The sequence below is a fragment of the Pandoraea sp. 64-18 genome (genome assembly GCF_001899225.1).
Classification (GTDB): Bacteria; Pseudomonadota; Gammaproteobacteria; order Burkholderiales; family Burkholderiaceae; genus Pandoraea; species Pandoraea cepalis.
This window is the reverse complement of sequence record NZ_MKVU01000022.1, coordinates 172,626-198,490: the sequence shown is the minus strand read 5'-3', so window position 1 is coordinate 198,490 and position 25,865 is coordinate 172,626. Positions and strand designations below refer to the sequence as shown.

Genomic DNA, 25,865 nt, shown 5'->3' with positions numbered 1-25,865 from the left:
GGTGGAATGCGGGCTGGGGGCCACCGGACCGTCGGTGCGGCTCCGGCGGCCCCGACGGCGCCAAACAGTTGATGATACCGCTAGTGAGGTATCGCTGGGTACGCCCCGGGTGGTTGGTCCCCGAGGCGAGACCGCGACGCGTTGCGACCCGCTGCCGCCGGTGGCCGTCGGCATTGAGCGGGGGGACCTCAGCGTGCCGCCCTGGCCTGAATCGGGGCTACGCGGTTTGTTTTCTGACGCACCCGATAGCCGATGCCGAGCGCCACCAGCCACACCGGGATCAGGTAGACCGAAATGCGCAGGTCCGGAATCAGGTACATCACGACCAGAATGCCGCCGAGGAACGCCAGGCACAGGTAGTTCGTGAGCGGGTAGCCGAGGCTCTTGAACAGCGTTGTCTCGCCCGCGCGCGCCTTGGCACGACGGAAGACCAAGTGGATCACACTGATCATCGCCCAGTTGATGATCAGGGCCGACACGACCAGCCCCATCAACAGTTCGAACGCCTTGCCGGGCATGAAGTAATTGATCACCACGCACACGGCGGTCGCGGCGGCCGAGACGCCCAGCGCCAGCAGCGGAATGCCACGACGGTTGACCTTGAGCAGCGCACGCGGCGCATTGCCTTGACCGGCCAGACCGTAGAGCATGCGGCTGTTGCAGTACACGCAGCTGTTGTAGACCGATAGTGCCGCGGTCAATACCACCGCGTTGAGCACGTTGGCCACGGCATTGCTGTTCAGTGCGTGGAAGATCAGCACGAACGGGCTGCCGCCGGATACCACCTTCTCCCACGGGTACAGCGAGAGCAGCACGCCGAGCGCGCCAACGTAGAAAATCAGAATGCGGTAGATGACCTGGTTGGTCGCGCGCGGAATCGTGTGCGACGGGTTGTCCGCTTCCGCCGCCGTGATGCCGACCAGTTCCAGTCCCCCGAAGGAGAACATGATGACGGCCATCGCCATGACGAGGCCCGATACGCCGTTCGGGAAGAAACCGCCGTGTCGCCACAGGTTGGTCACGCTGGCTTCAGGGCCGGCGTTGCCGGAGACCAGCAGATAGCCGCCGAACCCGATCATGCCGACGATGGCGGCGACCTTGATGATGGAGAACCAGAATTCCATCTCGCCGTACGACTTCACGCTGGAGAGATTGATGGCGTTGATGACGCCAAAGCACACGAGGGCCGAGACCCACGTGGGAATGGCCGGCCACCAGTACTGGACGTAGATGCCCACGGCCGAGAGTTCGGCCATCGACACCAACACGTAAAGCACCCAGTAGTTCCAGCCGGACACGAAGCCCGCGAAATGCCCGCAATACTTGTTGGCGAAGTAGCTGAACGAGCCGGCGACCGGCTCGTCGACGACCATTTCGCCGAGCTGGCGCATGATGAAAAACGCGATGACGCCGGCAATGGCATAGCCCAGCAGCACTGACGGGCCGGCGGTCTTGATGGTTTGGGCGATGCCGAGAAAGAGGCCGGTGCCGATCGCGCCACCCAGCGCGATCAATTGGATGTGACGATTCTTCAGGCCGCGGTGGAGCGAGCCTTCTTGTGGTGCGTTGGCGGACATGTCTGTTCCTTACCCTACCTTCGTTGCCATGCGGCGCGCTTCTCTGTTTCGTTCTGTGTGCGTACGAACCGGAACCGTTGAGCCGCCACGGCGCAGCGCTTATGACGCCGTCGCCGTGTCCTTTGGGATCGTCGGCCTGTGCCGACGATCGTGTCTCCCCCGGACTCAGACCTTGAGCGTACCTCGCTCGATCTGATCGCGCTCGAGCGATTCGAACAGCGCCTTGAAGTTGCCTTCGCCGAAGCCGTCGTCACCCTCGCGCTGGATGAACTCGAAGAACACCGGGCCGAGCAGCGTCTTCGAGAAGATCTGCAACAGCAGGCGCGGCTTGCCGCCTTCGGTCGTGCCGTCGAGCAGAATGCCGCGCGACTTCAGTTCGCCGATCGGCTGGCCATGGCCGGGCAGACGGGTCTCGAGCGCATCGTAGTAGAAGTCGTTCGGCGCGGTCATGAGCTCGACGCCGGCCATTTGCAAGTTGTCGATCACCTGAAGCAGGTTGTCGGTGAGGAACGCAATGTGCTGAATGCCTTCGCCGTTGAAGGCCATCAGGAATTCCTCGATCTGGCCGCTGCCCTTGGCGGATTCCTCGTTCAGGGGGATGCGAATTTTACCATCGGGCGCGGTCATGGCCTTGGATGTCAGGCCCGTGTATTCGCCTGAGATGTCGAAGTAGCGGATCTCGCGGAAGTTGAACAGCTTCTCGTAGAAGCTCGCCCAATAGGCCATGCGGCCGCGATAAACGTTGTGCGTCAGGTGGTCGATCAGACGCAGGCCGTGGCCGACCGGATGACGGTCGACGCCCTCGATGAATTCGAAGTCGATGTCATAGATCGACTTGCCTTCCTCGAAGCGATCGATCAGATACAGCGGCGCACCGCCGATGCCCTTGATCGCGGGCAGACGCAGCTCCATCGGGCCGGTCTCGATCTCTACCGGCTGCGCACCGAGCGCCAGTGCACGGGCGTAGGCCTTGTGCGAGTCTTTCACGCGGAATGCCATGCCGCAGGCGCTCGGGCCGTGCTCGGCGGCGAAGTAGGCCGCTTCGCTGTTCGGCTCGCGGTTCACGATGAAGTTGATGTCGCCCTGGCGGTACAGCACTACGTCCTTCGAACGGTGACGCGCCACCAGCGTGAAGCCCATCTGCTCGAAAATGGGTTCGAGGACATTCGGGGTAGGCGACGCGAATTCCACGAATTCGAAGCCCATCAGTTGCATCGGGTTGTCAAACAGGTCGGCCATGATCGTCTCGGCTGGGTCAGGTGATGGATAAGGTGTCAGATTCGTCGAACGCCGGGTGACGGCGGAAAGTGCAACAAAATTGCGCTTTGTCGACCGTCGGGTTGGGATAAACCGGCGGGCCCGTTCCGCTCGCCGTAATCCCTGAAATAGTGGGAAGGTGGCACGCACGTGCGACGTTTTACCGCGCTCAGTGTAAGGGGGGCACCGCAAAATAGGATTTCGTAACGGTGTTAGGGAAACCCTAGTTTTTGCACTAATATTTCGTGATATGTGCCTGAGGAGAGATAAAAGTGCATGACATCGAGATCGATCGAATCGACGTCCGGTTGCTGGGGGTATTGCAGTCGCACGGGCGAATTTCGAATCTTGAGCTGGCCGAGGCGATCAAGCTGTCGCCTGCTCAGACGTTGCGGCGTCACCGGCGGCTCGAGGAGATGGGGGTGATCAAGGGCTACGACACACGGCTCGACGCGCAGCGGCTCGGCTTTGGCGTGGTCGCCTTTGTCCACGTGACGATGGAGCGCGGTCATATCCGCGACCTGTCGAATTTCAAGGGATTGGTGGCGGAGCTGGCACAGATTCAAGAGTGCTTTTCCGTGACGGGGGATATCGACTACGTGCTCAAGGTCGTGGCCCGTGATCTGAAGGCGCTGTCCGAGTTTCTGCTCGATACACTGATGCGGATTCCCGGGGTGAGTGCCGTCAAGTCGAGCGTTTGTCTCGACGAGATCAAGTGCACCTCGGCCGTGCCGCTCACGCCCTGACGAGGCGCCCGATCCCCGGGGCCGCGGGTCGACGACGACCGCGCCGGTGCGTGCCGGCCCACGAGGGAAATGTCATGAGACAACACATCATGGTTGACAGCGTCCGAAACTCTGTGATTTCATGAGGGCCATGATCACCGCGCAATTCTCCCTCTCGCTACGACTACTAGCCCGCTCCACCGGGCTTGGTCCGTTGCTGCGCGCGTGCATCGTCTGAAGACTTCTCTGAAGCACCGCTGATTTTCCCCAGTTACGCCGATCTGAGCCCCGGTTCCTCCAACCGGCGGTCGTAGCTTATCTGCGTTCATGCGTCGTCCGGTTGCCACTTTTGCCGACCCTTGAGACTACGCCATGTTGAAGCACCCCGCCACGAAGTACCGCCCGTTCACCCCGGTCAATATCCCCGACCGACAATGGCCGAGCCGCACCATCACGCGTGCCCCGATCTGGATGAGCACCGATCTGCGAGACGGCAACCAGGCCTTGTTCGAGCCGATGGATGCCCAGCGCAAGATGCGCATGTTCAAGACGCTCGTCGCCATTGGCTTCAAGGAAATCGAAGTGGCGTTCCCGTCGGCGTCCGATACCGATTTCAACTTCGTGCGCGAACTGATCGAAGGCGGTCACATTCCCGACGACGTCACCATCGAAGTCCTCACGCAGGCCCGTGACGACCTCATCGAGCGCACCTTCGCCGCCCTCAAGGGCGTACCGCGCGCCATCGTCCACCTCTACAACGCGACCGCGCCCGAATTCCGCCGCATCGTCTTCAACCTCGATCAGCCCGGTGTGAAGGCGCTTGCCGTGGCTGCGGCCAAGACGATCAAACGCTGTGCCGACGCCGCGCCGGACACGCAATGGACGCTGCAATACAGCCCAGAGACGTTCACCGGCACCGAACTCGAGTTCGCCAAGGACGTGTGCGACGCGGTGTTCGACGTGTGGCAACCCACGCCGCAGCGCAAGTGCATCGTCAACCTGCCGGCCACGGTGGAGATCGGCACGCCGAACCACTACGCCGACCAGATCGAGTGGATGCACCGTCACCTCGCGCGCCGCGATTCGCTGATTCTCTCGGTCCACCCGCACAACGATCGCGGCACGGCCGTGGCCGCGGCCGAGCTGGCCGTGATGGCCGGTGCCGACCGCATCGAAGGTTGCCTCTTCGGCAACGGCGAACGCACCGGCAACGTCGACCTCGTCACCCTCGGTTTGAACCTGTACACGCAGGGCGTGGATCCGGGCCTCGATTTCTCGAACATCAACGAGATCGCCCGCACGTCGGAGGAATGCACGCAGTTGCCCGTGCATCCGCGTCATCCGTATGTCGGCGACCTGGTGTTCACCGCATTCTCCGGTTCGCATCAGGACGCCATCAAGAAGGGCCTGGCCGCGCAAAAACCGGACGCCGTCTGGGAAGTGCCGTACCTGCCCATCGACCCGAGCGATCTCGGCCGCACGTACGACTCGATCATTCGCGTGAACAGCCAGTCGGGCAAGGGCGGCATCGCCTATCTGCTCGAGCAGTCGTATGGCGTGCAGATGCCGCGTCGCCTGCAGGTCGATTTCAGCTCGGCCGTACAGCGTTACACCGACGAGACGGGGGCCGAAGTCACCGCGTCGCAGATCTGGCAACTGTTCCAGAAGGAATACGTGGCGTCGAGCGAGCCGGTCGCGTACGTCGGTCACACGCTGTCCGAGCGGGACGGCCGCCAGCATATCGCCGTGACGGTCGACATTCACGGTCAGCGCACGACCGTCTCGGGCACCGGTAACGGACCGCTGGACGCCCTGATGCACGCCATGCGTACGCCTGTGCGCGTTCAGCACTACGAGGAGCGCGCGCTCACGCAAGGGGCCGACGCCCGCGCGATCGCCATCGCGGAGATGGCCGGCGACGCCATCGTGGGCAGTGCTTTCGGCGTGGGCATCGATGCGAATCTGACGACCGCATCGATTCGGGCAGTGATCAGCGGCATCAACCGCGCGTATGCCCGCAGCGAAGCGGACGCGCAGACAACGTTCTTCGACGCCGTCATGCGCGACGTCGCCAAGGCTGTCTGAACGGTCAGGGGAACCTGAGGAAGGACGGAAGGAGATTGAGGGCAGACGCGTCCCGACCGGCATCGATCATGCCGACGGGACCCGGGCGAGGCGTGGCGGGACTTACCGAGTCCCGCACGCACGCCCGGCCCTGAAACCCAGGCGGTGTGGTGGGATTACACCGCTTCGATGGCGATAGCGATGCCTTGGCCGACCCCAATGCACATCGTACACAGCGCAAAGCGACCACCCGTACGCTGGAGCTGATACATCGCCGTCGTCACCAGACGTGCGCCGCTCATGCCGAGCGGATGGCCCAGCGCAATGGCGCCGCCGTTCGGATTGACGCGCAGGTCATCGTCGGCCACGCCGAGCTGACGCAGCACGGCCAGGCCCTGGCTCGCAAACGCTTCGTTGAGTTCGATCACATCGAACTGATCGATCGACATACCGAGCCGAGCGAGCAGTTTTTTCGTTGCGGGAGCCGGACCGATGCCCATGATGCGCGGTGCCACCCCTGCCGTCGCCATGCCCAGAACGCGGGCACGCGGCGTCAGGCCAAAGCGCGCCGCACTCGCCTCGTCTGCCAACAGCAGTGCGCAGGCGCCGTCGTTGACGCCAGAAGCGTTGCCGGCGGTCACGGTGCCATCCGGGCGTACCACGCCCTTGAGTCTGGCGAGCGCTTCCATGCTCGTTGCACGCGGATGTTCGTCGCGATCCACCACGATCGCCTCGCCCTTCTTCTGGGCGATGGACACCGGCGTGATTTCCTGGGCCAGCGTGCCATCGGCCTGGGCGCGTGCGGCCTTTTCCTGCGAACGCACCGCAAAGCGATCCTGATCTTCACGGCTGATGCCGAACTCGGTCGCGACGTTCTCGCCCGTCTCGGGCATCGAATCTACACCGTACTGTGCCTTCATCAGCGGATTGACGAAACGCCAGCCGATGGTCGTATCGTAAATCTCCGCCTGACGCGAAAACGCGCTCGCCGCCTTGCCCATCACGAACGGCGCACGGCTCATGCTCTCCACGCCGCCGGCGATCATCAGACCGGCTTCGCCCGCCTTGATGGCGCGCGCGGCGGTGCCGATGGCGTCCATGCCCGAACCACACAGGCGGTTGAGCGTGGCGCCCGGCACGTCTTGCGGCAGGCCGGCCAGCAGCGACGACATGCGCGCCACGTTGCGGTTGTCTTCCCCGGCCTGGTTGGCGCAGCCGAAGATCACGTCGTCGACCTGCGTCCAGTCGACGCCGCCGTTGCGCGCCATGAGCGCCTTGAGCGGAATGGCGCCGAGGTCGTCGGCACGCACGGAGGACAGCGCGCCGCCGTAGCGGCCGATCGGGGTGCGAATCGCGTCGCAGATAAAGACTTCACTCATGGGTCTACCTCAGCCGAATCGAAACTCGCGCAGGGAGTCTCGCAGATGAAAAAACGCCGGGTCACATCAGGCGATGTCCCGGCGATGGGGGTGTCGCGTCAGGCAACGGCCGGCGAGGGCAGCAGCGTCACGCCGGTCACACGCTGGAGTTCGTCGAGCGTGAGGCCGTCGACCATCTCGACGACGCGCAGGCCCTCGGGGGCGACATCGATCACCGCCAGATCGGTGTAGATGCGCGTGACGCAACCCACGCCGGTGAGCGGATAAGTGCACTGCTCGACGATCTTGCTATCGCCCTGCTTGGTCTGGTGTTCCATCATCACGAACACCTGCTTGGCGCCGCTGGCGAGATCCATCGCACCGCCGACGGCTGGAATGGCGTCGGGAGCGCCGGTGTGCCAGTTGGCGAGGTCGCCCGTCTTCGAGACCTGGAACGCGCCGAGCACGCAGAAGTCGAGGTGGCCGCCGCGCATCATCGCGAACGAATCGGCATGGTGGAAGTAGGCGCCGCCCGGCTTGAGCGTGACGGGTTGCTTGCCGGCGTTGATAAGGTCTTCGTCCTCTTCGCCCTTGGCGGGGGCCGGGCCCATGCCGATCACGCCGTTTTCGCTCTGGAGAATGATCTCTCGCTCGGCAGGCAAGTGATTGGCAACAGCGGTCGGCAAGCCGATGCCGAGGTTCACGTAGGCGCCGTCGGGAATGTCCTGGGCGACGCGGGCGGCCATCTGGTCGCGGGTCAGTCGGTTCATGTCGTGCTCCGAAATCAGATGGGGATCAGGCGCGTGCGGCGCCAGGCACCGCGACAACGCGTTGAACGAAGATGCCGGGCGTCACCACGGCTTCCGGATCGAGCTCGCCAAGCTCGACGACTTCATTCACCTGAACGATGGCGCACTTGGCCGCCGTGGCCATGATCGGGCCGAAGTTGCGCGCGGTCTTGCGATACACGAGGTTGCCCCAGCGGTCGCCTTTGAGCGCCTTGATGAGCGCGAAGTCGGCGTGGATCGGCAGTTCGAACACGTACGGCTTGCCGTCGATGACGCGCGTTTCCTTGCCCTCGGCGAGCAGCGTGCCGTAGCCGGTCGGCGTGAAGAAGCCGCCGATGCCGGCGCCCGCGGCGCGAATACGCTCGGCCAGATTGCCCTGCGGCACGAGTTCCAGCTCGATCTTGCCCGCGCGGTAGAGCGCGTCGAACACCTGCGAGTCGGTCTGGCGCGGGAACGAGCAGATAATCTTGCGCACGCGCCCGGCACCCAGCAGGGCGGCGAGGCCAGTCTCGCCGTTGCCGGCATTGTTGTTGACGATGGTCAGTTCGCGCGAGCCTTGCTCAATCAGGGCGTCGATGAGCGCCGAGGGCATCCCGGCATTGCCGAAGCCGCCAATCATGATCGTCGCGCCGTCGTGAACGTCGGCCACCGCGCTGGCGAGCGAATCGTAAATCTTGTTGATCACACGTGCCTCCTGGGCAGTTCCATCGGGCTGGCGGACTCGCGCCCGTGACCCTTGTTGAGTGTCTCCCGGCGACGGCGACTTGTCAGGCGGCATCGTCTGGTTCACAATGTTCTTATAGCGAACATATATTCGCTATAAGAACAGCGTAAGCCTTCTCTTGTCGGCCGTCAAGCGAGGGTCGGCCCGAGGGGGGGAACGCCGGTCTGGCGCAGGCGACGCGGTGGCGTGTGTCGTGCGGTGGAACCGGCGACACAAATCCATTACGCTTGCCGTTCCATTGCCTTTCGCCATCCGCCTTTTCCATGACACCCGTGCCCAACGACGCTACCGACCCCACCGACAAGAAACCGGGTGACTCCTATGTGCAGTCGTTTGCGCGCGGGTTGGCCGTGGTCAAGGTGTTCAACGCGACGCGTCCGGCGCAGACGCTCTCGGAAGTCGCACAGGCGTCGGGCCTCACCCGTGCGGGGGCGCGACGCATTCTGCTCACGCTCGAAGCGCTGGGCTACGTGCGAAGTGAGGGGCGCCTGTTTCGGCTCACGCCGCGTATTCTCGACCTCGGCTTCTCGTATCTGACGTCGATGCCGCTGTGGAATCTGGCCGAGCCGTTCATGGAGGCGCTGGTGCAGCAAGTGCATGAGAGCAGTTCCGCCTCGGTGCTCGATGGCGACGACATCGTCTATGTCCTGCGCGTGCCGGTGCGCAAGGTGATGTCGATCAACCTGTCGATCGGCAGCCGTCTGCCGGCATGGTGTACCTCGATGGGGCGCGTCATGCTCTCGGCGTTGCCCGACGACGAACTCGACGCCGCCTTGCGTCGCGCGGACATTCGTCAGCACACGCGCCGCACGGTGACGGATATCGACACGTTGCGTCAACGCATTCTCGACGTGCGCGCCCAAGGGTGGGCCATTGTCGATCAGGAGTTGGAAGAGGGGATGATTTCGATCGCTGCGCCAATTCGCAATCGCGCGGGGCAGGTGATCGCGGCGATGAATGTCAGTGGTCAGGCCAACCGGACGTCGGCAGCGGAAATGGAAGCTACATTCCTCGCGCCCCTGCTCGCGGCCGCGCAGAAGATTTCGCAGATGGTGGTGGTGTAACGCACGCCCGCGCGTTGCTTGCGCGGTCTCGCGTCGAACAAAGCGGGGCGCCCGATGGCCGGGCGCCCCGCTTTTGCTTGTGTCACGCGTGCGGACCGTCCGTCGAACCACTCGTCGCGGTGCCCAGTGCGCCAGCGCGCGCCAGCCGAAGCGCCGAAAGCAGCGTGTCGTGATCGCCGATCTGGTTGGCGAGCAGCAGGATCAGTTGCGCGTTGGCGGCCTGACTTTGCGCCTCGTCGAGATCTCGGTGCATGTCGATCAGGGCTTCGTAGAAGTCGTCCGGACGCGTCAGACGCGGTTGTGTATCGAGTGCCATGAAGGGGCTCCTTACTGCGGGATCGATGGGATCGGGATGTGGGTCGATGCGGTTGGCCCGAGGCACGTCAGGCCGCGCATTGCATCGGCGCGACTTCCGGGGCGGTACGTCCCAAGGCGCGCTCGCGCGCGGCGGCAATCGCCGTCGCGTCGACGCTGCGCCACCGCGCGCACACGTGTTGATCCGGACGAATCAGATACACCGTTCCCGGCGCGGCGTCATAGCGTTGGGCCGCCAGGCCTTGCGCGTCGTGCCAGACGCTATGGGGTTCGCCGCGCGCGTCCTGCGCCGCTTCGGCATCCGGCGTGACGAACAATGACACGACGGGCACGCTGTCGTTCGCGAGGGCATCGAGGCTTGCGAGCGATGCCGCATCGAGCGACGCCGGCGCACCGAATACGAGCGCGACGAAGCGCCCGCCCAGGCGAGGCAGCAGCCAGCCGTCCTGCCCATGCCGGACGAGCGGCGCGTCGACGCAGGCCGTGCCCGGGACCATGCGTCCCGCAAACGTGTCGCGCTCCGGCGTATTCAATGTCGACTCGCTCAGCACGGCGGGCACGGACAACCGCCCGCTGTTGACCAACTGACGCGCAAACGCGTGATCGCGGGCGAGCATCAGCACGGCATCGCGAAAGACCCGCGAGACGGGGCTCTTGGGCGTGATGAAATCGGTGGAACGCGTCGAGTTGCGGATGTTCTCGTCGGCGGCGAATTCGCGCTCACGGGCGTAAGTATCGAGCAGCGTATCCGGCGCCTGACCGGCGAGCACCCGCGCCAGTTTCCACGCGAGGTTCTCCGCATCCTGCACGCCGCTGTTCGCACCGCGCGCGCCGAACGGCGACACACCATGCGCGGCGTCTCCGGCGAACAGCACATGACCGTGACGGAAGTCGTCCATGCGCAGGCACGAGAAGGTGTAGACGCTGACCCACTCCAGGCTGAATTTGGCGTCCGGGCCGAGCAAGGCTTGCACGCGCGGGATCACGCGCTCGGGCGTCTTCTCGACGGCCGGGTCGGCGTCCCATCCCAATTGGAAATCGATGCGCCACACGTTGTCGGGTTGTCGATGCAGCAGCACGGATTGATTCGGATGGAACGGCGGATCGAACCAGAACCAGCGCTCGGTCGGGAAGTCTGCCGTCATCTTCACGTCGGCGATCAGGAAGCGGTCCTTGAATGTGCGTCCGTGGGTGTCCACACCGATCAACTTGCGCACGGGGCTGCGCGATCCGTCGGCGGCCACGACGTAACGTGCGCTGGTTTGATACTCGCCGTCGGGCGTCTCGACCGTGAGCGTGACGCTCGCCTCAGGCGTGCCGGGCGTGCCCTGCTGGGTGAGTCCGACGACCTTGTGCTTCCAACGGATGTCGATGTTCGGCAGTTCGCGTGCGCGCTCGTAGAGATAGCCTTCGACGTAGTACTGCTGAAGATTGATGAACGCCGGGCGATGGTGTCCCGCTTCGGGCAGCAGATCGAAGTTGTAGACCTCCTGATCGCGCAGGAACACGCGGCCGACGTTCCAGCGCACGCCCTTTTGCACCATGCGCTCGCCGCAGCCGAGACGGTCGAAGATATCGAGCGTACGCTTGGCGAAACAGATGGCGCGTGAGCCGGCCGAGAGCGTGCAGTCGTCGTCGAGCACGATCACGGGCACGCCTTGCTGCGCAAGGTCGATGGCGCCGGCCAGTCCCACCGGCCCCGCGCCGACCACGATGACCGGGTGGATCTCACCTGCGGCGTTGCCGGACTGTTCTGCGCAAGGCCGGTAATCGAACGTCAGGCGCTGGTAATCGATGCTGCTCATGCAATGTCTCCATCGTCGGCACCGCACCGGCGCACGTGCCCCGGCGGGTTCCGCTTTTTACTTTTGATGTTGCGCTCGGCGCGAACTCAGTCCTGCAGGGCGGTCCACATTTCCTTGTCGCGCTGCGCCGTCCAGATGCGCGGATGCGTGATGCCGCTCGCTTCGTCGAACGCGCGGGTCACATCGAACGGCAGGCAGTGTTCATAGATAAAGACATGACCGAACTTCGGATCCATCTCGCGTCGCGTAAGCGCCATCGCACCCTTCAGATCGAGCTTCTGTTCGACGGCCTGCTTGCCCGCTTCGAACAACGTTGTCACGAAGTCCTTCGTGTACGCCAGGCCCTTGGCGACATCGTCGGGCGTGGTCAGGGCAGGGCCCCGGCCCGGCACGAGCTTTTCGGCGCCGAGCGCGGCCAGCGCGTCGAGCGTGGCCGGCCATTCGGCGAGTTGCGCGTCACCGGTGTAGCAGGCGGCGTCGTACTCGACCAGATCGCCCGAGAACAGCACCTTTTGCGACGGCAGCCACACCACGGTGTCGCCCTTGGTGTGACCCGAACCGAGGTGCGCGATCTTCACTTCGAGCTTGCCGAGGAAGAGCGTCATTTCCTTCTCGAAGACGAGCGTCGGCCACGTGAGACCCGGCACCGTTTCGACACCGGCGAACAGACGCGGAAAGCGCTCGATCTCCGACTTCATGTCGGCTTCGCCGCGCTCGACGATCATCTCGTACGTGCCACGGCTTGCGATGATCTGCTGCGCACCTTCGGCGAAGTAGGCCGACGCACCCAGCACGCGCACGGCGTGATAGTGCGAGAGCACCACATACTTGATCGGCTTGTCGGTGACTGTGCGGATCTTCGCGATGAGATCCTGCGCCATGGCGGGCGTGGCTGTCGTGTCGACGATCATCACGCCGTCGTCGCCGATGATGACGCCGGAGTTCGGGTCGCCCTCGGCCGTGTAGGCCCAGGTGTTTTCCGACAATTGGGTAAATGTGACCTTCTTGGTTTCCAGGTCGGCTTGCGAGGCGAATGCTTTGGCCATGCTTGTCTCTCTCTTATCTCGTCTGCGGGGATGATGCGACTGATGGGGTGGATGAAGCCATCTTACGAAATGCCTTTAATATTTGTCAATGACAAATAGTATCGTTATTTGCTAATGTTGCTTCGTGAGCGATGGAATGACGTTCCCGTCTTGGGTTAACCCCGAGGAACATCGGGATCGATGCCATTGCGGGCGTCGACTTGTTTAGAATCTAGGCCATTTTCCTTTGGGAGCCCGCCTCCCTTGATCGCATGAATCGAATTCCGATGGACGGCACGGCCGACGCGAGCGGCCAACCCGGGCGTGCCTCGCGCGGCGTGCAAAGCGTGGACGTGGCGGCGCGCGTGCTTCAGGCGCTGGCGCAGGCGCACCGGGCGCTGGGGCCCGGCGATCTCGCCGCGCTCGCCGGGCTGCCGCCTGCGCAGGCGCATCCGTATCTGGTAAGCCTCACGCGGCTCGGCTTGCTCAAGCGCGACCCGATGTCGGGCGACTACACGCCGGGCCCGATGACGTTGCGTCTCGCGTTGCTGCATCTCGAGAACGACCCGGCGTATCGCGCGGCGGTGCCGCGTGTCGTTGCGCTGGCACGCGAGACGGGGCTTTGTGTCGCGATCTGCACGAGTGCGCCGCAGGGCCCGCTCGTCGTGCATTTCGAGCGTGCGGCGTTTCCGTTGCATGTGAATCTGCACGTGGGATCGGTCATGTCGCTCACGACGACGTCGACCGGGCGGGCGTTTTGCGCCTTCACCCCGCAGGCGCAATGGCCGCAGGCGTGGCGTGAGCAGATGCCGACATCCCCGAGCGAGCGCGAAGGGTTCGATGCGCTGCTCGACGAGACACGCGCGCACGGTGTGGCGCGTAGCGTGAATACGCCGAGCCCGTCGGTGAGCAGCCTGTGCGCTCCGGTGTTCGATGCGAGCGGGCGGCTGCGTCTCGCGCTCACCGCGATCGGGCCGACGGCTGCACTCGATGTCGCCTGGGACGGCGCGGCGGCGAATGCATTGCGCGCGACGGCGAGCGACATCGCCGCGCAAATCGATGCTCGTGGTGCAGACGGCAAGGAGGGCGCATGAACGCGACGCCAAGCCGAAAGGAAACGCGCGAGGTGCCGGACGACGTGGCATCGATGCCCGCGAAACCGCAGCGCGGCATTCAGGCGCTGGAAAGCACCGGGGCATTGCTCGAGGCGCTGGCGGCGGCGGGGCGTCCGCTGCCGCTCAACGCGCTGGCGCGCGACGCGGGGATGGCGCCAGCAAAGGCGCATCCGCATCTGGTGAGCCTGCAACGTGCCGGCTTGCTCTCGCGCGATGCGAACGGCAATTTCGAGGCGGGGGCGCTCAGCCTTGAGCTTGGCTTGATGGCATTGCAGCGTCTCTCGCCTACGGGGGAAGCCGAGCCGGAGATTCTTGCGCTGGCTCACGCCACCGGGCTGTCGGCCGCGATGGCCGTGCTGGGGCCGGTCGGCCCCACGGTGGTTCGGCTTGAGGAGGCGATGCGTCCGCAGCACGTGAGCTTGCGCATCGGCACGGTGCTCTCGTTGGTGAACACCGCCATGGGGCGCACGTTCGCGGCGTTCCTGCCCGATGCGGTACTCGGCGGCATGCTCGCACAGGAATCGGTGCGCATGGCGGGCCTCGGCGCGGAAGGGCGCGCGTCGACGCCGCCAGCCGATTTTGCCGCGCGGTTGAAGGTGATTCGCGAACAACGATTCGATACGGCGCAGAGCAACCCCGTGCCCGGAATCGACACGGTGGCGGTACCGGTGTTCGATCACACGGGGGAAGTCACGCTGGTGCTTGCGTTGATGGGGTCGGCGGGCAGTTTCGAGACGGCGCTGGACGCATCGCCGGCGCAGGCCTTGCTGGCGGCGGCGCGCCGGCTGTCGTGGCGCTTTGGCGCGGTGGGCCGGGCGGACGGCGCGGATGGTTCGGTTGGCGCGGTAGGGTAAGCGCGCGGCGTCGACGCAGTCGCGCGGCGGGAGCCGTATCGGTACAGACCGATCCCGGCCGAGACGTCATCCGGCCGGGTGAAGGTTCAGCGAGTCGTCAATGAATGGCCAACGCGTTGGCCTGTGCGTTGGCCACGCCGGCCACCACGTTCACACCGAGATTGCCCGAGGCGCCCATCAGGGCCCGGTCACCCAGCGACGCGCTCGGCACGCCGGTCAGGATCGTCGTGTTGCGGATCGTCTGACGGGTATCGACCGCAACGCGCGAGGCGTTCGCCAGCACAAGCTGATTCGACTGCAAGTTGAGCGCGCCGGCGGCAACGTTGACGCCGAAGCTGCCGTGCGCGTTGCGCAGCGCGTCGGTGCCGAGGGTGGCGGTCTGGCCGCCACGAAACACGGCGTCGCTGGCGAGGGTTTGTCGGGTGGAGAGATTGACGACGGTGGCGTCGTTGAGGGGGGCGGCGAAGGCCGGCGCCTGGGCGACGGTCAGCACGAGGGCACTCAGCAAAGCAATACGCGGCATATTGATTTTCCCCAGAGAGTCCGTTGGGACGGATATCTGGTTATCGGCGCCTGAGGCGCTCGGGTTGAAGGAAATTTTCATGTGCCGCGGATGCGCCGGACGTTGACGGATTGCCCCGACACCGGCGCGTTGCGTCACTGAAAGCCGCGATCATTCCCATAACCGCCGCGGCGCGCATTTTCGCATGGCGACGCGCGATTGCGTCGCCATGCCGTTGCGTCGGTGATGGTTGGCCGAGCGTGCCTTGACGCGCGAGATTACGCCGGTTCTCCCGCGCCGTTCGCGAGTTTCGCCGCCGTGACGTGCGATTGCGTTGCCGCTTGCTGCTGCACCGACGCCGATTTCTTGTGGTCGATCAACAACACGGCGACGACCGCGATGACGGCGGGAATGGCGATTGCCATAAAGTTTTGCTGCAAAGGCAGCGACAGGCTCACCAGCATGCCGATCGCGATGGGCGCGAGAATGGCACCGCTGCGTCCCACCCCGGAGGCCCAGCCGATGCCCGTGCCGCGCGCGGCCATTGGATAGAACTGTCCCGCGTAGGCGTAGGTGACGATCTGCGTGCCGATGGTCGACGCCCCGGCCAACCCCACCAGCACGAAGAGCACCGGCGTCGGTACCTTCACGCCGAGCAGCGTGATGGACACGGCGGCCAGCGCATACATGCCCACGAGCACGTACTTGATGTTGAAACGGTCGGCGAGCCAGCCGCCGCCGATGGCGCCGAGCATCGCGCCAAAGTTCAGCACGAGCACAAACGTGAGCGCCGAGCCGAGGCTATAACCGGCGCTTGCCATGAGTTTGGCGAGCCACGAACTGAGCGCATACACCATGAACAGACACATGAAGAACGCGACCCACAGCATGACGGTGCTCACGCCTCTCCCGTCCTGAAACAGACGCGAGAGCGGCGCAGCCTGCTTGCGATCCGCCGAGGCCAGCGCGAACTGATCGCCCGGCTGCGCAACATAATCCGGCGCGAGGCGGGCAAGCACTTGCTTGAGCGCGTCGAGACGGCCAGTGCGGATCAGGAACGGCATCGACTCCGGCAGTGCCCTCATCGCGAACGGCACGAGCAGCGCGGGCAGACCCGCCGCCAGAAAGACGGACTGCCAGCCGTGCGTTTCGATCAGCCCCTTGCCGAGCAGCGCCGCGAGCATGCCGCCCACCGAATAGCCCGAGAACATGAGCGTGACGAGCGTGGCGCGCAGGCGACGCGGCGCGTACTCCGTCATTTGCGCGACCACGATCGGCATTACGCCGCCGATGCCGACGCCCGCGAAGAAGCGCGTCACGGAAAAGCTGATCGGCTCGTGCGTGAATCCGGCCATGGCGGTGAACAGCGAGAACATCAGCACACAGATGGCGATAGCTTTGCGACGGCCGATGCTGTCGGCCACCATGCCCATCGCAATGGCGCCGAACATCATGCCGAAGAGGGCGGCGCTGACCATGAAGCCGGCACTGGTGGCGTCGACGTTCATCGCTTTCATGATCGAGGGCAGCGCAATGCCCGCGACCGCGAGATCGTAGCCGTCGAAGATGATGATGAGCGCGCACCAGAGCAGGATGCGGTAGTGATAGCCGTTCAAGCGGGCGTTGTCGGCCAACTCATGTACGTCGATAGGTCGCATGCGAGTGTCTCCATAACGAATCCGCCCTCCGTCGAAATGCGGAGAGTCTTGGGGATGTCTTGACCGACGCAAGCGGCACCAGGCCGGGCCCCATCCGGGCGGCCGAGGACCGTTGCCGAGGAAGCCGACTGCCTCAACACACCTCGATGGGCAGCTATTTATGCAATATTGTGCATGCAGTAAACGCGAAATGACGATTCACTGCAAGGACAATTTGCCCGATTCAGGGTTTTACAGGAGGAAACAAGGCGCGTAAGTGCCTGTTTAATTGCGGTGGTGACGGGTGCGGAGGGAGCGCGGTGTGCGGCGGCAGGACGCCGCCGCACGAAGACGCAGGATGCAACTTATTGCTTGGCGACCGAAAACGGCGGGAGCTGATAACTCCAGGTCTCGCTTACGGCCTTGCCGCCGGAGACGAGGGCGGCCCGCAGTTCCACGACCTTGGCCGGATCCTTGACCATCACACGCAGATTCAGGCGCATGCCATGCGTGACCGGGTTCGGTTGCAGCGTCTGCTCGATGAGGGTGGCGTTATCGCTCACGCTGACCTGTGGCGCGACCGAACCGGCGGGCAGCGTGGCGAGCGGGCCGCCGTCGAAGTCCACGATCAGCCCGGTGCTGCCGTCGAAGTGACGGATCAGGTTGGCTTGCGTAATCTCGCCCGCCGTGCGCAGCGTCTGCTTCACCCAGGCCAGACGTCGATCGACGATGCCGCGCTCATTCATCGTCCAGTGGATCGTGTAATCGGCCTGCAGCGGCTGCCCCTTGGGCGGCAATTGGTCAGGCGTCCAGAACGCGCCGATGTTGTCATTGGTCTCGTCCGGCGACGGGATTTCCACCAGTTCGATATGGCCCTTGCCCCAGTCGCCCTGCGGCTCGATCCAGGCGCTTGGGCGAAGATCGTAACGATCCTTCAGGTCCTCGTACTGCGCGAAATCGCGCCCGCGCTGAAGCAGGCCGAAGCCGCGCGGATTTGTCACCTGGAACTGGCTGATGGCCAGATTGCGCGGATTGTTCAGCGGACGCCAGATCCATTCGCCATTGCCGGCGTGAATGGCCAGGCCATTCGAATCGTGCAATGCCGGACGGAAGTTGTACGGATCGCGCTGCTGATTCGGTCCGAACAGGAACATGCTCGTGAGCGGCGCGATGCCGAGCTTGGTCACCGGTGCGCGGAGGAAGACCCGTGCCTGCACCTTCAACAGCGAATCCTCGCCGGGCGTCAGATCGAAGCGATAGGCGCCGGTGGCGCGCTTCGAGTCGAGCAGCGCGTAGAACACCAGGTGCTTGTCGCCCGCGTTCGGCCGTTCGATCCAGAACTCGCGAAAGGCCGGGAATTCCTCCGCGATGGGCAGGCCCGTGTCGATGGCCAGACCGCGCGCCGAGAGTCCGTAGACCTGTCCTTTGCCGATCACACGAAAGTAGCTCGCGCCGAGCACGCTCATGATTTCGTCGAGCTTGCCCGGTTCGTTGATCGGGTAAAGCACGCGAAAGCCCGCGTAGCCGAGATTGTGCGTGGCGCTGCGGTCGAGCTTGAGATCGCCGAAGTCGAAGCGGTGGCTGTCATACTTGATCTCGTCGATCTTGGCGTTGGGGCCTGTGCCGACGACCTCGTTGATCTTCACCGGCGTGCTGAACTGCATGCCCTGGTGATAGAAACCCAGCTTGAACGGCGAGGGCTGATCGTTCCATTCGAACGCGTCGCGCCGCGGCTGGATCTTGATGTAGTCGCCGAACGGCATCTTGGCGAAGGCCGGCGTGAGATTGCTCACTGGCGCGACGTAAGGTTTGTCGGCGAGCGCCTTCGCGCGGGCCGTGACGTCCTCGAGCGAGAAGGCATGGGCATACGCGGCGCCCAGCAGGGCCGCACCCGTGACGAAGGCGGACACGAGCGCGCGTGCGCCGCGTCGATGCCAAGACTTGGCGGGGGGAAGCAGAACCACGAAATTCTCCAGTCGTTGGGGGGGCGTATCGCGCCCGATGGCATCGCGACGTTCGCGAAAGCCGGGACGAACGCCTTCGGGAAAAACCAATTGTGGCAAAGTATCGCACTTCGCACTTCGAGTTACGCACCCGGATCGTTGCGCCGGTATGGGTAACGCCAGTTGATACGACGCGAGGCACTGCCGCGCGATCTCGCCGGTCATCCACACGTCGCGCCACATTGGATCGCTATCAGATGAGAATGTTCTCCGCACTGGCGCTCGCGGCCAGTCTCACGGCCGCACCGGCCTTCGCCGACGCGCCTGCCGCCCTGGGCAACGGTGCTCAAGGCAATCCCCCGGCGGCCATGCCGTCTGCGTCCGCCAAGCGGGCGTTCATCGACGACCTCATCGCGCGCATGACGCTCGAGGAGAAGGTCGGCCAATTGCGCCTGATCAGCATCGGCTCGGACATGCCGCAGCCGCAGCTCATCAAGGAGATTGCTGCCGGTCGCGTAGGGGGCACGTTCAACTCGGTCACGCGCAGCGACAACCGCCCGCTGCAGGACGCGGCCGTCAAGCAAAGCCGCCTGAAGATTCCCATTTTCTTCGCCTACGACATCGTGCATGGGCATCGCACCGTGTTCCCGATCAGCCTCGGCTTGGCATCGAGCTGGGATATGTCGGTGGTGAAGCACGCCGCACGCGTGGCCGCCATCGAAGCGAGCGCCGACGGACTGGATGCGACGTTCGCGCCGATGGTCGACATCTCGCGCGATCCGCGCTGGGGGCGCACCTCGGAAGGCTTCGGCGAGGACCCGTACCTTGTTTCGCAAGCCGCGCGCGCGAGCGTGCAGGGATTCCAGGGCACGTCGCCGGCCAACCCGGACAGCCTGATGGCCTTCGTGAAGCACTTCGCGCTGTACGGTGCCGTGGAGGGCGGGCGCGATTACAACGTGGTCGACATGAGCCCGATGCGCATGTACCAGGACTATCTGCCGCCGTACCGCGCCGGGATCGATGCCGGTGCGGGCGGGGTGATGATCGCGCTGAACTCCATCAACGGCACGCCGGCCACGTCGAACAAGTGGCTGCTGCGCGACTTGCTGCGTGACGAATGGGGATTCAAGGGCGTGACGGTGAGCGATCACGGCGCGATCGAAGAGTTGATGCGTCATGGCGTGGCGAAGGACGGCCGCGAGGCCGCGAAGCTGGCCATCGAGGCAGGCGTCGACATGAGCATGGCCGATGTGCAGTACCTCAAGCAATTGCCGGGGCTCGTGAAGTCGGGCGAGGTGCCGATGCGCGACATCGACGACGCCGTGCGCGAAGTCCTCGGCGCGAAATACGACATGGGCCTGTTTGCCGACCCCTATCGCCGGATTGGCAACGCGGCGCAGGATCCGAAAGATGTGAATGCGCAGAGCCGTCTGCATCGTGACGCCGCGCGCGATGCCGCGCGCAAGTCCATTGTCTTGCTGGAGAACCGGCACGACACACTGCCGCTGGCCAAAGCGGGCAAGGTCGCGGTGATCGGGCCGCTCGCGGACGCGAAGATCGATATCCTGGGGAGCTGGTCGGCCGCGGGCGTGGCGGCGCAGGCCGTCACGCTGCTGCAAGGCGTGCGCGACGCCCTCGGCCCGCAGGCGCAGGTGACCTATGCGCGCGGCGCGAACATCACCGACGACCCGCGCGTGGTGCAGTATCTCAACTTCCTCGATTGGGACAATCCGGAAGTCGTGCAGGACAAGCGATCGCCGCAGCAGATGATCGACGAAGCCGTGCGAGTCGCGCGCAACGCCGACACGCTGATCGTGGCGGTAGGCGAAGCGCGTGGCATGTCGCACGAGGCGTCCAGCCGCACGAGCCTGTCGTTGCCAGGTAGCCAGTTGGCGCTGTTGCAGGCACTCAAGGCGACCGGCAAGCCGCTCGTCGTCGTGCTGATGAACGGTCGACCGCTCGATCTGAACTGGCCGAAGGCCAACGCCGACGCCATGCTCGAGACGTGGTACACCGGCACCGAAGGCGGCCACGCGATTGCGGACGTGCTGTTCGGCGACTACAACCCGTCGGGCAAGCTGCCGATCTCGTTCCCGCGCTCGATCGGCCAGATCCCGACGTACTACAACCAGTTGCGCATCGGCCGTCCGTTCACACCGGGCAAGCCGGCCAACTACACCTCGCAATACTTCGAGGAAGACTCCGGCCCGTTGTATGCCTTTGGCTACGGCCTGAGCTACACCTCGTTCGCGGTGTCGAAGGTGACGCTATCGAGCAAGACACTTGAGCGCGGCGGCAAGCTCGATGCGAGCGTGACGGTGCGCAACACCGGCAAGCGCGAGGGGGCGACCGTCGTGCAGCTCTACTTGCAGGACGTTGCCGCGTCGATCGTGCGGCCCATCAAGGAGCTGAAGGGTTTCGACAAGGTAAGCCTGAAGCCTGGCGAATCGCGCACCGTGCATTTCGCGATCGATGAAAGTCTGCTGAAGTTCTACAACGCGAAACTGCAATACGTGGCCGAACCCGGCGACTTCAACGTCGAGATCGGGCTTGATTCGCAACATGTCGAACAGGCGTCGTTCACGCTGCAGTAATGGCAACGCGTGTCGCGGCGTGGTGTCGCGACTTGACGTACCTCACGTCTGCGTCTGGAATTCCTCGCGAAGGAATTCCACGCAGGCACGGACCTTGGCCGACGATGCCACGCGCGACGGATAAACGGCCCAGACGTTGGCCGGTTGCGTCACGTCGGGCAGAACCTGCACCAGATCCCCGCGCGCGATCAGCGCCCCCACGTCCCACATCGAGCGCAGCACGATCCCCTGTCCGTCGAGCGCCCATTGCACGGCCACCTCGCCGTGGTTCGTCGACAGCGGTCCCGTCACCTTGAGGGCGACGGCCTCTGCGCGCTGTTGCAGCCGCCACATGCCGAACGGATGATCGCGTTCCTTGATGACGATGCACGCATGGCCGGCCAGGTCGCTCAATTGACGCGGCGTGCCGTGCGCGTCGAGATAGGCGCGCGAGGCGCACAGCACCCGATGATTGTCCGCGAGCTTGCGGGCGATCAGATGCGGTGCGATGTCGTCGCCGATGCGCACGTCGAGGTCATATCCCTCGGCCGCCACGTCGACGATGCGGTCGAACAGGTCCAGGCGCACGTTGAGCTGCGGATGCAGCGCGCGCAGCCGCGACATGGCGGGTGCCACGGCATGCCGTCCGAAGCCGAAGCTGCTCGACACCCGCAGCGTGCCGCGCGGCACCTGCCGCGTGCTGGAGACATCCTCGATCAGGTGATTCACGTCGTCGAGAATCTTTTCCGCCCAGGCGTACACGCGTTCCCCTGCGTCGGTAATGGCCACGCGCCGGGTCGAGCGATGTAGCAAGCGCGTGCCAAGGTCGGCTTCGAGCATGCCGACGCGCTTGCTCACGTACGCGGGCGAGACGCCCAGCGCTTCGGCTGCCGCCGAAAAGCTGGCACGGCGCGCGACCTGGCAAAAGACGCGCAGATCGTCGAGATTCGGGGTGACGGGTAGAGGTTTATTCACGATTCGTGGATAGTGGATTAACCGATTGAGGGATTTTATCCGCGTTGGAATGGAATAACCTAGCGTCATCGTCCAACCCTCAGGAGAAGCAGACCATGACCGACACGTCCCAGCGCCCTGCGCGTCCGTTCAAGATCGCCGTGATTCCGGGCGACGGCATCGGTAAAGAGGTGATGCCCGAAGGCCTGCGCGTGCTCGACGCCGCGTGCCGACGCTTTGGTATTCCCGTCGACTACCAGCACATCGAATGGGCGAGCTGCGACTACTACGCCAAGCACGGCCAGATGATGCCGGACGACTGGAAGCAGCAGCTCGACGGCGTCGACGCCATTCTGTTTGGTGCCGTGGGCTGGCCCGATACGGTGCCCGACCATATTTCGCTGTGGGGGTCGTTGCTCAAGTTCCGTCGCGAATTCGATCAGTACATCAACCTGCGCCCGGCGCGTCTGTTCGATGGGGTGCCGTCACCGCTGGCGGGCCGCGAGGCGGGCGATATCGATTTCCTGATCGTGCGCGAGAACACCGAAGGCGAGTACTCGTCGGTGGGCGGCGTAATGTTCGAGGGCACGGAGCGCGAGTTCGTGGTGCAGGAGTCGATCTTCACGCGCCACGGCACGGAGCGCGTGCTGAAGTTCGCGTTCGATCTCGCACAGCAACGTGAGCGCAAGCACGTGACGGTGGCGACCAAGAGCAATGGGATTTCGATCTCGATGCCGTGGTGGGACAAGCGCGCGGCCGAGACGGCGGCGAAGTATCCGGACATCACGTGGGACAAGCAGCACATCGACATTCTGTGTGCGCGCTTTGTGCTCAATCCGGATCGCTTCGACGTGGTGGTCGCGTCGAATCTGTTCGGCGACATCCTGTCGGATCTGGGGCCGGCCTGCACCGGCACCATCGGCATCGCGCCGTCGGGCAACCTGAATCCGGAAGGTAAATTCCCGTCGCTGTTCGAACCGGTGCACGGCTCGGCGCCGGATATCGCGGGCAAGAACATCGCCAACCCGATTGGCATGATCTGGACGGCCGCGATGATGCTCGACTTTATCGGCCGCGGCGAAGGCCGCACGCGCGAGGCGCACGACGCCATTCTCGCGGCGATCACGCAGGTCATCAAGGACGGGCCGCGCACCGGCGATTTAGGGGGGAGCGCGAACACGACCGAAGTCGGTCAGGCGATTGCCGCCGTGGTCAGCGCGGGCTGAGCAGGATACACCGGTGGGCGGTAGGAGCGATCGCCGCTGCCGCGACCGCGTGAACGTGAGACGTGTCGCGCGGGCCGAGCGGGCCGAGCGATGCGCCCGCCGCCCGCTCACGCGCCCACGCTCGCGCCCGTGCGTTGTCGCACCCGTTCGCCACCGAAGGCGCGCGGGCGCGGCGCGTCGACACGTTCGCGCAGCAGCGCCACCGCCCGCTGCGCGCGCGCCGACAGCGGCCACTCGGCGCGATGGATCAGCCATAGCGTGTCGACCACCGGCGGGCCGCAGTCCACCACGCGAATGGCCGCCTGCGACGCGAACGCCTGCCGCGCGTACTGCGGAATGATGGTGAACCCCAGCCCCCGCGCAACATATTCGAGAATCAGGCCGATCTGGTTCGTGCACCCCTTGCACGGCAGGCTCTGTACGCCGGGATTGCCCGGAAAACGACGGCTCAACAAGCGCGTCGACATCGCCTCGCCATCCGGGTGATCGATGTACCCGATGCGCTTCAGGTCCTCCCATTTGTGCACGTCTTCCCCCGCCGGAACCACGAGTTCGAGCGGCTCCTGCGTGAACGGCGTGGCGGCAAGCCGTGGATCGTCAGGCCGCAACGTCACCAGGCCCAGCTCGAAACGATTCTGCAACACGCCTTCGAGCACCTCCCGGTCAGGCGCGAAGCGATGCTGCACGACCATCGTCGGGTTGGCCTTCTGCATGTCGAGCAGAATCGGACACAGGTACAGCCCGATGCTGCCCGGCGTGATGAGTGTGATTTCACCGCAATCGTCGTCCGCATCGTCCAGCCGCGAGCGAAGATGCCGCGCCGCACACTCGACTTCGCGACAATAGGTCAGCAGCGCCTGACCGGCGGGCGTGAGTTCGATGGCGCGCGGTCGCCGCACCAACAACGGCCCGAACTCCGCTTCGAGATGCTTCACGTGCTGGCTCACGGCCGCCTGCGTCAGGCCCAACCGGTCGGCGGTGCGCGTGAAGTTACCGAGCTCGGCGAGCGTGGCGAACGATTTGAGCCACTGAGGATTGACCATAATGAACTGTTATCAATTCGATAATGTGTGGATAGTTTTCATTATAGCGTTGTGCGGCTAACATGGCGTTGGTCGACTTGCCACGGTCGAGGCGCTGCGAAACACCGACGTCCGTCATGGTCTTCAGCGACCGATGTCGTCCGTCAGCGCCGCTCCCCTGACTCCAAGAGAAACCCATGTCCGCCCTGTTTTCCCCGTTTGAATTGAAAAGCGTCAAGTTGCGCAACCGTGTGGCCATTCCGCCGATGTGCCAGTACAGCGCCGTCGACGGTCTCATCAACGACTGGCACCTCGCCCATTACGCCGGACTGGCGCGTGGCGGTGCCGGGTTGGTGATCGTCGAGGCGACCGCCGTCTCGCCCGAAGGCCGTATCTCCCCGGGATGCACCGGACTGTGGAACGACGCTCAGGCGCAAGGCATGGCGCGCATTGCCTCGGCCATCAAGGCGCACGGCGCGGTGCCCGGCATTCAGATCGCGCACGCCGGACGCAAGGCCAGCGCCAACCGCCCCTGGGAGGGCGACGACCACATCGGTGAAGACGATCCGCGCGGCTGGCCGACGATCTCGCCGTCGGCGGTCGCTTTCGGCGCGCATCTTGGCAAAGTGCCCAAGGCGATGACGCTGGACGACATCGAACGCGTGAAAGCCGACTTCGTGGCGGCCGCACGCCGTGCGCTGGCGGCGGGCTTCGAATGGCTCGAGTTGCACTTTGCTCACGGCTATCTCGCGCAGAGCTTCTTCTCGGTGCATGCGAACCATCGCGACGATGCCTACGGCGGCGACGTCGCGGGACGCAGCCGTTTCTTGCTTGAGACGCTCGCCGCCGTGCGCGAGGTGTGGCCCGAGCATCTGCCGCTCACTGCGCGTTTCGGCGTGCTCGAATACGACGGCCGCGATGAAGAAACGCTGGCGGAATCGATTGACCTCACGCGGCAGATGCGTGAAGGCGGTCTCGATCTGCTCAACGTCAGCGTCGGTTTCTCGACACCCACCGCGAATATTCCCTGGGGCTCGGCGTTCCTCGCGCCGATCGCCGAGCGCGTCAAGAAAGAAGCGGGGATTGCCGTGGCGTCGTCGTGGAGTATCGACGACCCGCATGCGGCGCAGCGCGTGGTGGCCGACGGCCAGATGGATCTCGTGATGATTGGGCGCGCACTGCTCGCCAACCCGCACTGGCCGTATTACGCAGCGCGCGAACTGGATGTGGCGCGTCCGTCGTGGGTGTTGCCCGCCCCGTATGCGCACTGGCTTGAACGCTATCGCGTGCAACGCGCCGCCTGATCACGGCGACGCGCCATGAACAACGCCCCCGTG

21 protein-coding genes are annotated in these 25,865 nt (G+C 64.6%); 8 read left to right on the top strand and 13 right to left on the bottom strand.

Annotated elements, in window-relative coordinates; translation table 11 throughout:
• Positions 1–188: 188 nt before the first annotated feature.
• Both BGP02_RS21170 and hppD read right to left on the bottom strand, forming a co-directional pair.
• The gene (locus BGP02_RS21170; protein WP_286799194.1) at positions 189–1,577 is read right to left on the bottom strand and encodes an amino acid permease; all 1,389 of its coding nucleotides are present in this window, start codon (positions 1,575–1,577) and stop codon (positions 189–191) included.
• A 165-nt stretch (positions 1,578–1,742) separates the two neighbouring features.
• The gene (hppD, locus tag BGP02_RS21165) at positions 1,743–2,816 is read right to left on the bottom strand and encodes a 4-hydroxyphenylpyruvate dioxygenase (protein ID WP_261939249.1); all 1,074 of its coding nucleotides are present in this window, start codon (positions 2,814–2,816) and stop codon (positions 1,743–1,745) included.
• 290 nt (positions 2,817–3,106) lie between these two features.
• Between hppD and BGP02_RS21160 the strand changes: the two genes are divergently transcribed.
• Positions 3,107–3,580, top strand: coding sequence for an Lrp/AsnC family transcriptional regulator (locus tag BGP02_RS21160; protein WP_150551671.1), 474 nt, complete (start codon positions 3,107–3,109; stop codon positions 3,578–3,580).
• A 351-nt stretch (positions 3,581–3,931) separates the two neighbouring features.
• Entirely contained in the window at positions 3,932–5,644 is a 1,713-nt protein-coding gene (gene leuA / locus BGP02_RS21155; protein ID WP_017233079.1) for a 2-isopropylmalate synthase, read from the top strand.
• A 155-nt stretch (positions 5,645–5,799) separates the two neighbouring features.
• Here leuA and pcaF read toward each other — a convergent pair whose 3' ends face one another.
• The 3 genes from pcaF to BGP02_RS21140 all read right to left on the bottom strand — a co-directional run bounded on the left by pcaF (position 5,800) and on the right by BGP02_RS21140 (position 8,454).
• Positions 5,800–7,002 carry a 3-oxoadipyl-CoA thiolase gene (gene pcaF / locus BGP02_RS21150; RefSeq protein WP_017233078.1) on the bottom strand — a complete coding sequence of 401 codons (1,203 nt, stop codon included), beginning with the start codon at positions 7,000–7,002 and terminating at the stop codon, positions 5,800–5,802.
• Between the two features lie 98 nt (positions 7,003–7,100).
• The gene (locus tag BGP02_RS21145; RefSeq protein WP_017233077.1) at positions 7,101–7,751 is read right to left on the bottom strand and encodes a CoA transferase subunit B; all 651 of its coding nucleotides are present in this window, start codon (positions 7,749–7,751) and stop codon (positions 7,101–7,103) included.
• Positions 7,752–7,776: 25 nt separating this feature from the next.
• Positions 7,777–8,454 carry a 3-oxoacid CoA-transferase subunit A gene (locus tag BGP02_RS21140; protein ID WP_150562355.1) on the bottom strand — a complete coding sequence of 226 codons (678 nt, stop codon included), beginning with the start codon at positions 8,452–8,454 and terminating at the stop codon, positions 7,777–7,779.
• 302 nt (positions 8,455–8,756) lie between these two features.
• Between BGP02_RS21140 and BGP02_RS21135 the strand changes: the two genes are divergently transcribed.
• A complete protein-coding gene (locus BGP02_RS21135) occupies positions 8,757–9,557 on the top strand; it encodes an IclR family transcriptional regulator (protein WP_017233075.1) in 801 nt (266 codons plus the stop codon).
• A gap of 82 nt (positions 9,558–9,639) precedes the next feature.
• Here the strand turns inward: BGP02_RS21135 and BGP02_RS21130 are convergent, their stop codons facing one another.
• The 3 genes from BGP02_RS21130 to BGP02_RS21120 all read right to left on the bottom strand — a co-directional run bounded on the left by BGP02_RS21130 (position 9,640) and on the right by BGP02_RS21120 (position 12,723).
• On the bottom strand, positions 9,640–9,873 hold the full coding sequence (locus BGP02_RS21130) for a DUF2783 domain-containing protein (RefSeq protein ID WP_150562356.1): 234 nt from the start codon (positions 9,871–9,873) through the stop codon (positions 9,640–9,642).
• A 67-nt stretch (positions 9,874–9,940) separates the two neighbouring features.
• Complete coding sequence (locus BGP02_RS21125) at positions 9,941–11,677, bottom strand: FAD-dependent oxidoreductase (protein ID WP_286799193.1); 1,737 nt, start codon at positions 11,675–11,677, stop codon at positions 9,941–9,943.
• An 86-nt stretch (positions 11,678–11,763) separates the two neighbouring features.
• Positions 11,764–12,723 carry an MBL fold metallo-hydrolase gene (locus BGP02_RS21120; RefSeq protein WP_150551663.1) on the bottom strand — a complete coding sequence of 320 codons (960 nt, stop codon included), beginning with the start codon at positions 12,721–12,723 and terminating at the stop codon, positions 11,764–11,766.
• A 251-nt stretch (positions 12,724–12,974) separates the two neighbouring features.
• On the opposite strand from BGP02_RS21120, the gene BGP02_RS21115 reads away from it, so the two are divergent.
• Together BGP02_RS21115 and BGP02_RS21110 are read left to right on the top strand one after the other, a co-directional pair.
• Positions 12,975–13,796, top strand: coding sequence for an IclR family transcriptional regulator (locus BGP02_RS21115; protein WP_157211401.1), 822 nt, complete (start codon positions 12,975–12,977; stop codon positions 13,794–13,796).
• Positions 13,793–14,671 (top strand): IclR family transcriptional regulator, encoded by an 879-nt coding sequence (locus BGP02_RS21110; protein ID WP_268567237.1) that lies wholly within the window; start codon positions 13,793–13,795, stop codon positions 14,669–14,671. The genes BGP02_RS21115 and BGP02_RS21110 overlap by 4 nt, the downstream gene beginning before the upstream one ends.
• Positions 14,672–14,768: 97 nt before the next feature.
• Here BGP02_RS21110 and BGP02_RS21105 read toward each other — a convergent pair whose 3' ends face one another.
• The 3 genes from BGP02_RS21105 to BGP02_RS21095 all read right to left on the bottom strand — a co-directional run bounded on the left by BGP02_RS21105 (position 14,769) and on the right by BGP02_RS21095 (position 18,720).
• A complete protein-coding gene (locus tag BGP02_RS21105; protein ID WP_150562358.1) occupies positions 14,769–15,194 on the bottom strand; it encodes a FapB/FapC family functional amyloid domain-containing protein in 426 nt (141 codons plus the stop codon).
• A 257-nt stretch (positions 15,195–15,451) separates the two neighbouring features.
• Positions 15,452–16,831 carry an MFS transporter gene (locus BGP02_RS21100; protein ID WP_286799192.1) on the bottom strand — a complete coding sequence of 460 codons (1,380 nt, stop codon included), beginning with the start codon at positions 16,829–16,831 and terminating at the stop codon, positions 15,452–15,454.
• 344 nt (positions 16,832–17,175) lie between these two features.
• The gene (locus BGP02_RS21095) at positions 17,176–18,720 is read right to left on the bottom strand and encodes a glucan biosynthesis protein G (RefSeq protein ID WP_261939797.1); all 1,545 of its coding nucleotides are present in this window, start codon (positions 18,718–18,720) and stop codon (positions 17,176–17,178) included.
• A gap of 296 nt (positions 18,721–19,016) precedes the next feature.
• Between BGP02_RS21095 and bglX the strand changes: the two genes are divergently transcribed.
• Positions 19,017–21,347, top strand: a complete 2,331-nt coding sequence (gene bglX, locus BGP02_RS21090) for a beta-glucosidase BglX (protein ID WP_150562533.1) — start codon at positions 19,017–19,019, stop codon at positions 21,345–21,347.
• A gap of 42 nt (positions 21,348–21,389) precedes the next feature.
• Here bglX and BGP02_RS21085 read toward each other — a convergent pair whose 3' ends face one another.
• Positions 21,390–22,301, bottom strand: a complete 912-nt coding sequence (locus BGP02_RS21085; RefSeq protein WP_017233067.1) for a LysR family transcriptional regulator — start codon at positions 22,299–22,301, stop codon at positions 21,390–21,392.
• A gap of 95 nt (positions 22,302–22,396) precedes the next feature.
• On the opposite strand from BGP02_RS21085, the gene BGP02_RS21080 reads away from it, so the two are divergent.
• On the top strand, positions 22,397–23,506 hold the full coding sequence (locus tag BGP02_RS21080) for a tartrate dehydrogenase (protein ID WP_286799191.1): 1,110 nt from the start codon (positions 22,397–22,399) through the stop codon (positions 23,504–23,506).
• Positions 23,507–23,613: 107 nt separating this feature from the next.
• Here the strand turns inward: BGP02_RS21080 and BGP02_RS21075 are convergent, their stop codons facing one another.
• Entirely contained in the window at positions 23,614–24,549 is a 936-nt protein-coding gene (locus BGP02_RS21075; protein ID WP_261939247.1) for a LysR family transcriptional regulator, read from the bottom strand.
• Between the two features lie 176 nt (positions 24,550–24,725).
• Here BGP02_RS21075 and BGP02_RS21070 point away from each other — a divergent pair, with 176 nt between their 5' ends.
• Entirely contained in the window at positions 24,726–25,832 is a 1,107-nt protein-coding gene (locus BGP02_RS21070; RefSeq protein ID WP_286799190.1) for an NADH:flavin oxidoreductase/NADH oxidase, read from the top strand.
• The last annotated feature ends 33 nt before the right edge of the window (positions 25,833–25,865 follow it).

Bases quoted from the DNA above. Each gene is read 5' to 3' on its own strand.
- BGP02_RS21170 (WP_286799194.1), bottom strand. From the start codon at position 1,577: ATGTCCGCCAACGCACCACAAGAAGGCTCGCTCCACCGCGGCCTGAAG.
- hppD (WP_261939249.1), bottom strand. From the start codon at position 2,816: ATGGCCGACCTGTTTGACAACCCGATGCAACTGATGGGCTTCGAATTC.
- leuA (WP_017233079.1), top strand. From the start codon at position 3,932: ATGTTGAAGCACCCCGCCACGAAGTACCGCCCGTTCACCCCGGTCAAT.
- pcaF (WP_017233078.1), bottom strand. From the start codon at position 7,002: ATGAGTGAAGTCTTTATCTGCGACGCGATTCGCACCCCGATCGGCCGC.
- BGP02_RS21145 (WP_017233077.1), bottom strand. From the start codon at position 7,751: ATGAACCGACTGACCCGCGACCAGATGGCCGCCCGCGTCGCCCAGGAC.
- BGP02_RS21135 (WP_017233075.1), top strand. From the start codon at position 8,757: ATGACACCCGTGCCCAACGACGCTACCGACCCCACCGACAAGAAACCG.
- BGP02_RS21130 (WP_150562356.1), bottom strand. From the start codon at position 9,873: ATGGCACTCGATACACAACCGCGTCTGACGCGTCCGGACGACTTCTAC.
- BGP02_RS21125 (WP_286799193.1), bottom strand. From the start codon at position 11,677: ATGAGCAGCATCGATTACCAGCGCCTGACGTTCGATTACCGGCCTTGC.
- BGP02_RS21120 (WP_150551663.1), bottom strand. From the start codon at position 12,723: ATGGCCAAAGCATTCGCCTCGCAAGCCGACCTGGAAACCAAGAAGGTC.
- BGP02_RS21115 (WP_157211401.1), top strand. From the start codon at position 12,975: ATGAATCGAATTCCGATGGACGGCACGGCCGACGCGAGCGGCCAACCC.
- BGP02_RS21110 (WP_268567237.1), top strand. From the start codon at position 13,793: ATGAACGCGACGCCAAGCCGAAAGGAAACGCGCGAGGTGCCGGACGAC.
- BGP02_RS21105 (WP_150562358.1), bottom strand. From the start codon at position 15,194: ATGCCGCGTATTGCTTTGCTGAGTGCCCTCGTGCTGACCGTCGCCCAG.
- BGP02_RS21100 (WP_286799192.1), bottom strand. From the start codon at position 16,831: ATGCGACCTATCGACGTACATGAGTTGGCCGACAACGCCCGCTTGAAC.
- bglX (WP_150562533.1), top strand. From the start codon at position 19,017: ATGTTCTCCGCACTGGCGCTCGCGGCCAGTCTCACGGCCGCACCGGCC.
- BGP02_RS21080 (WP_286799191.1), top strand. From the start codon at position 22,397: ATGACCGACACGTCCCAGCGCCCTGCGCGTCCGTTCAAGATCGCCGTG.
- BGP02_RS21075 (WP_261939247.1), bottom strand. From the start codon at position 24,549: ATGGTCAATCCTCAGTGGCTCAAATCGTTCGCCACGCTCGCCGAGCTC.
- BGP02_RS21070 (WP_286799190.1), top strand. From the start codon at position 24,726: ATGTCCGCCCTGTTTTCCCCGTTTGAATTGAAAAGCGTCAAGTTGCGC.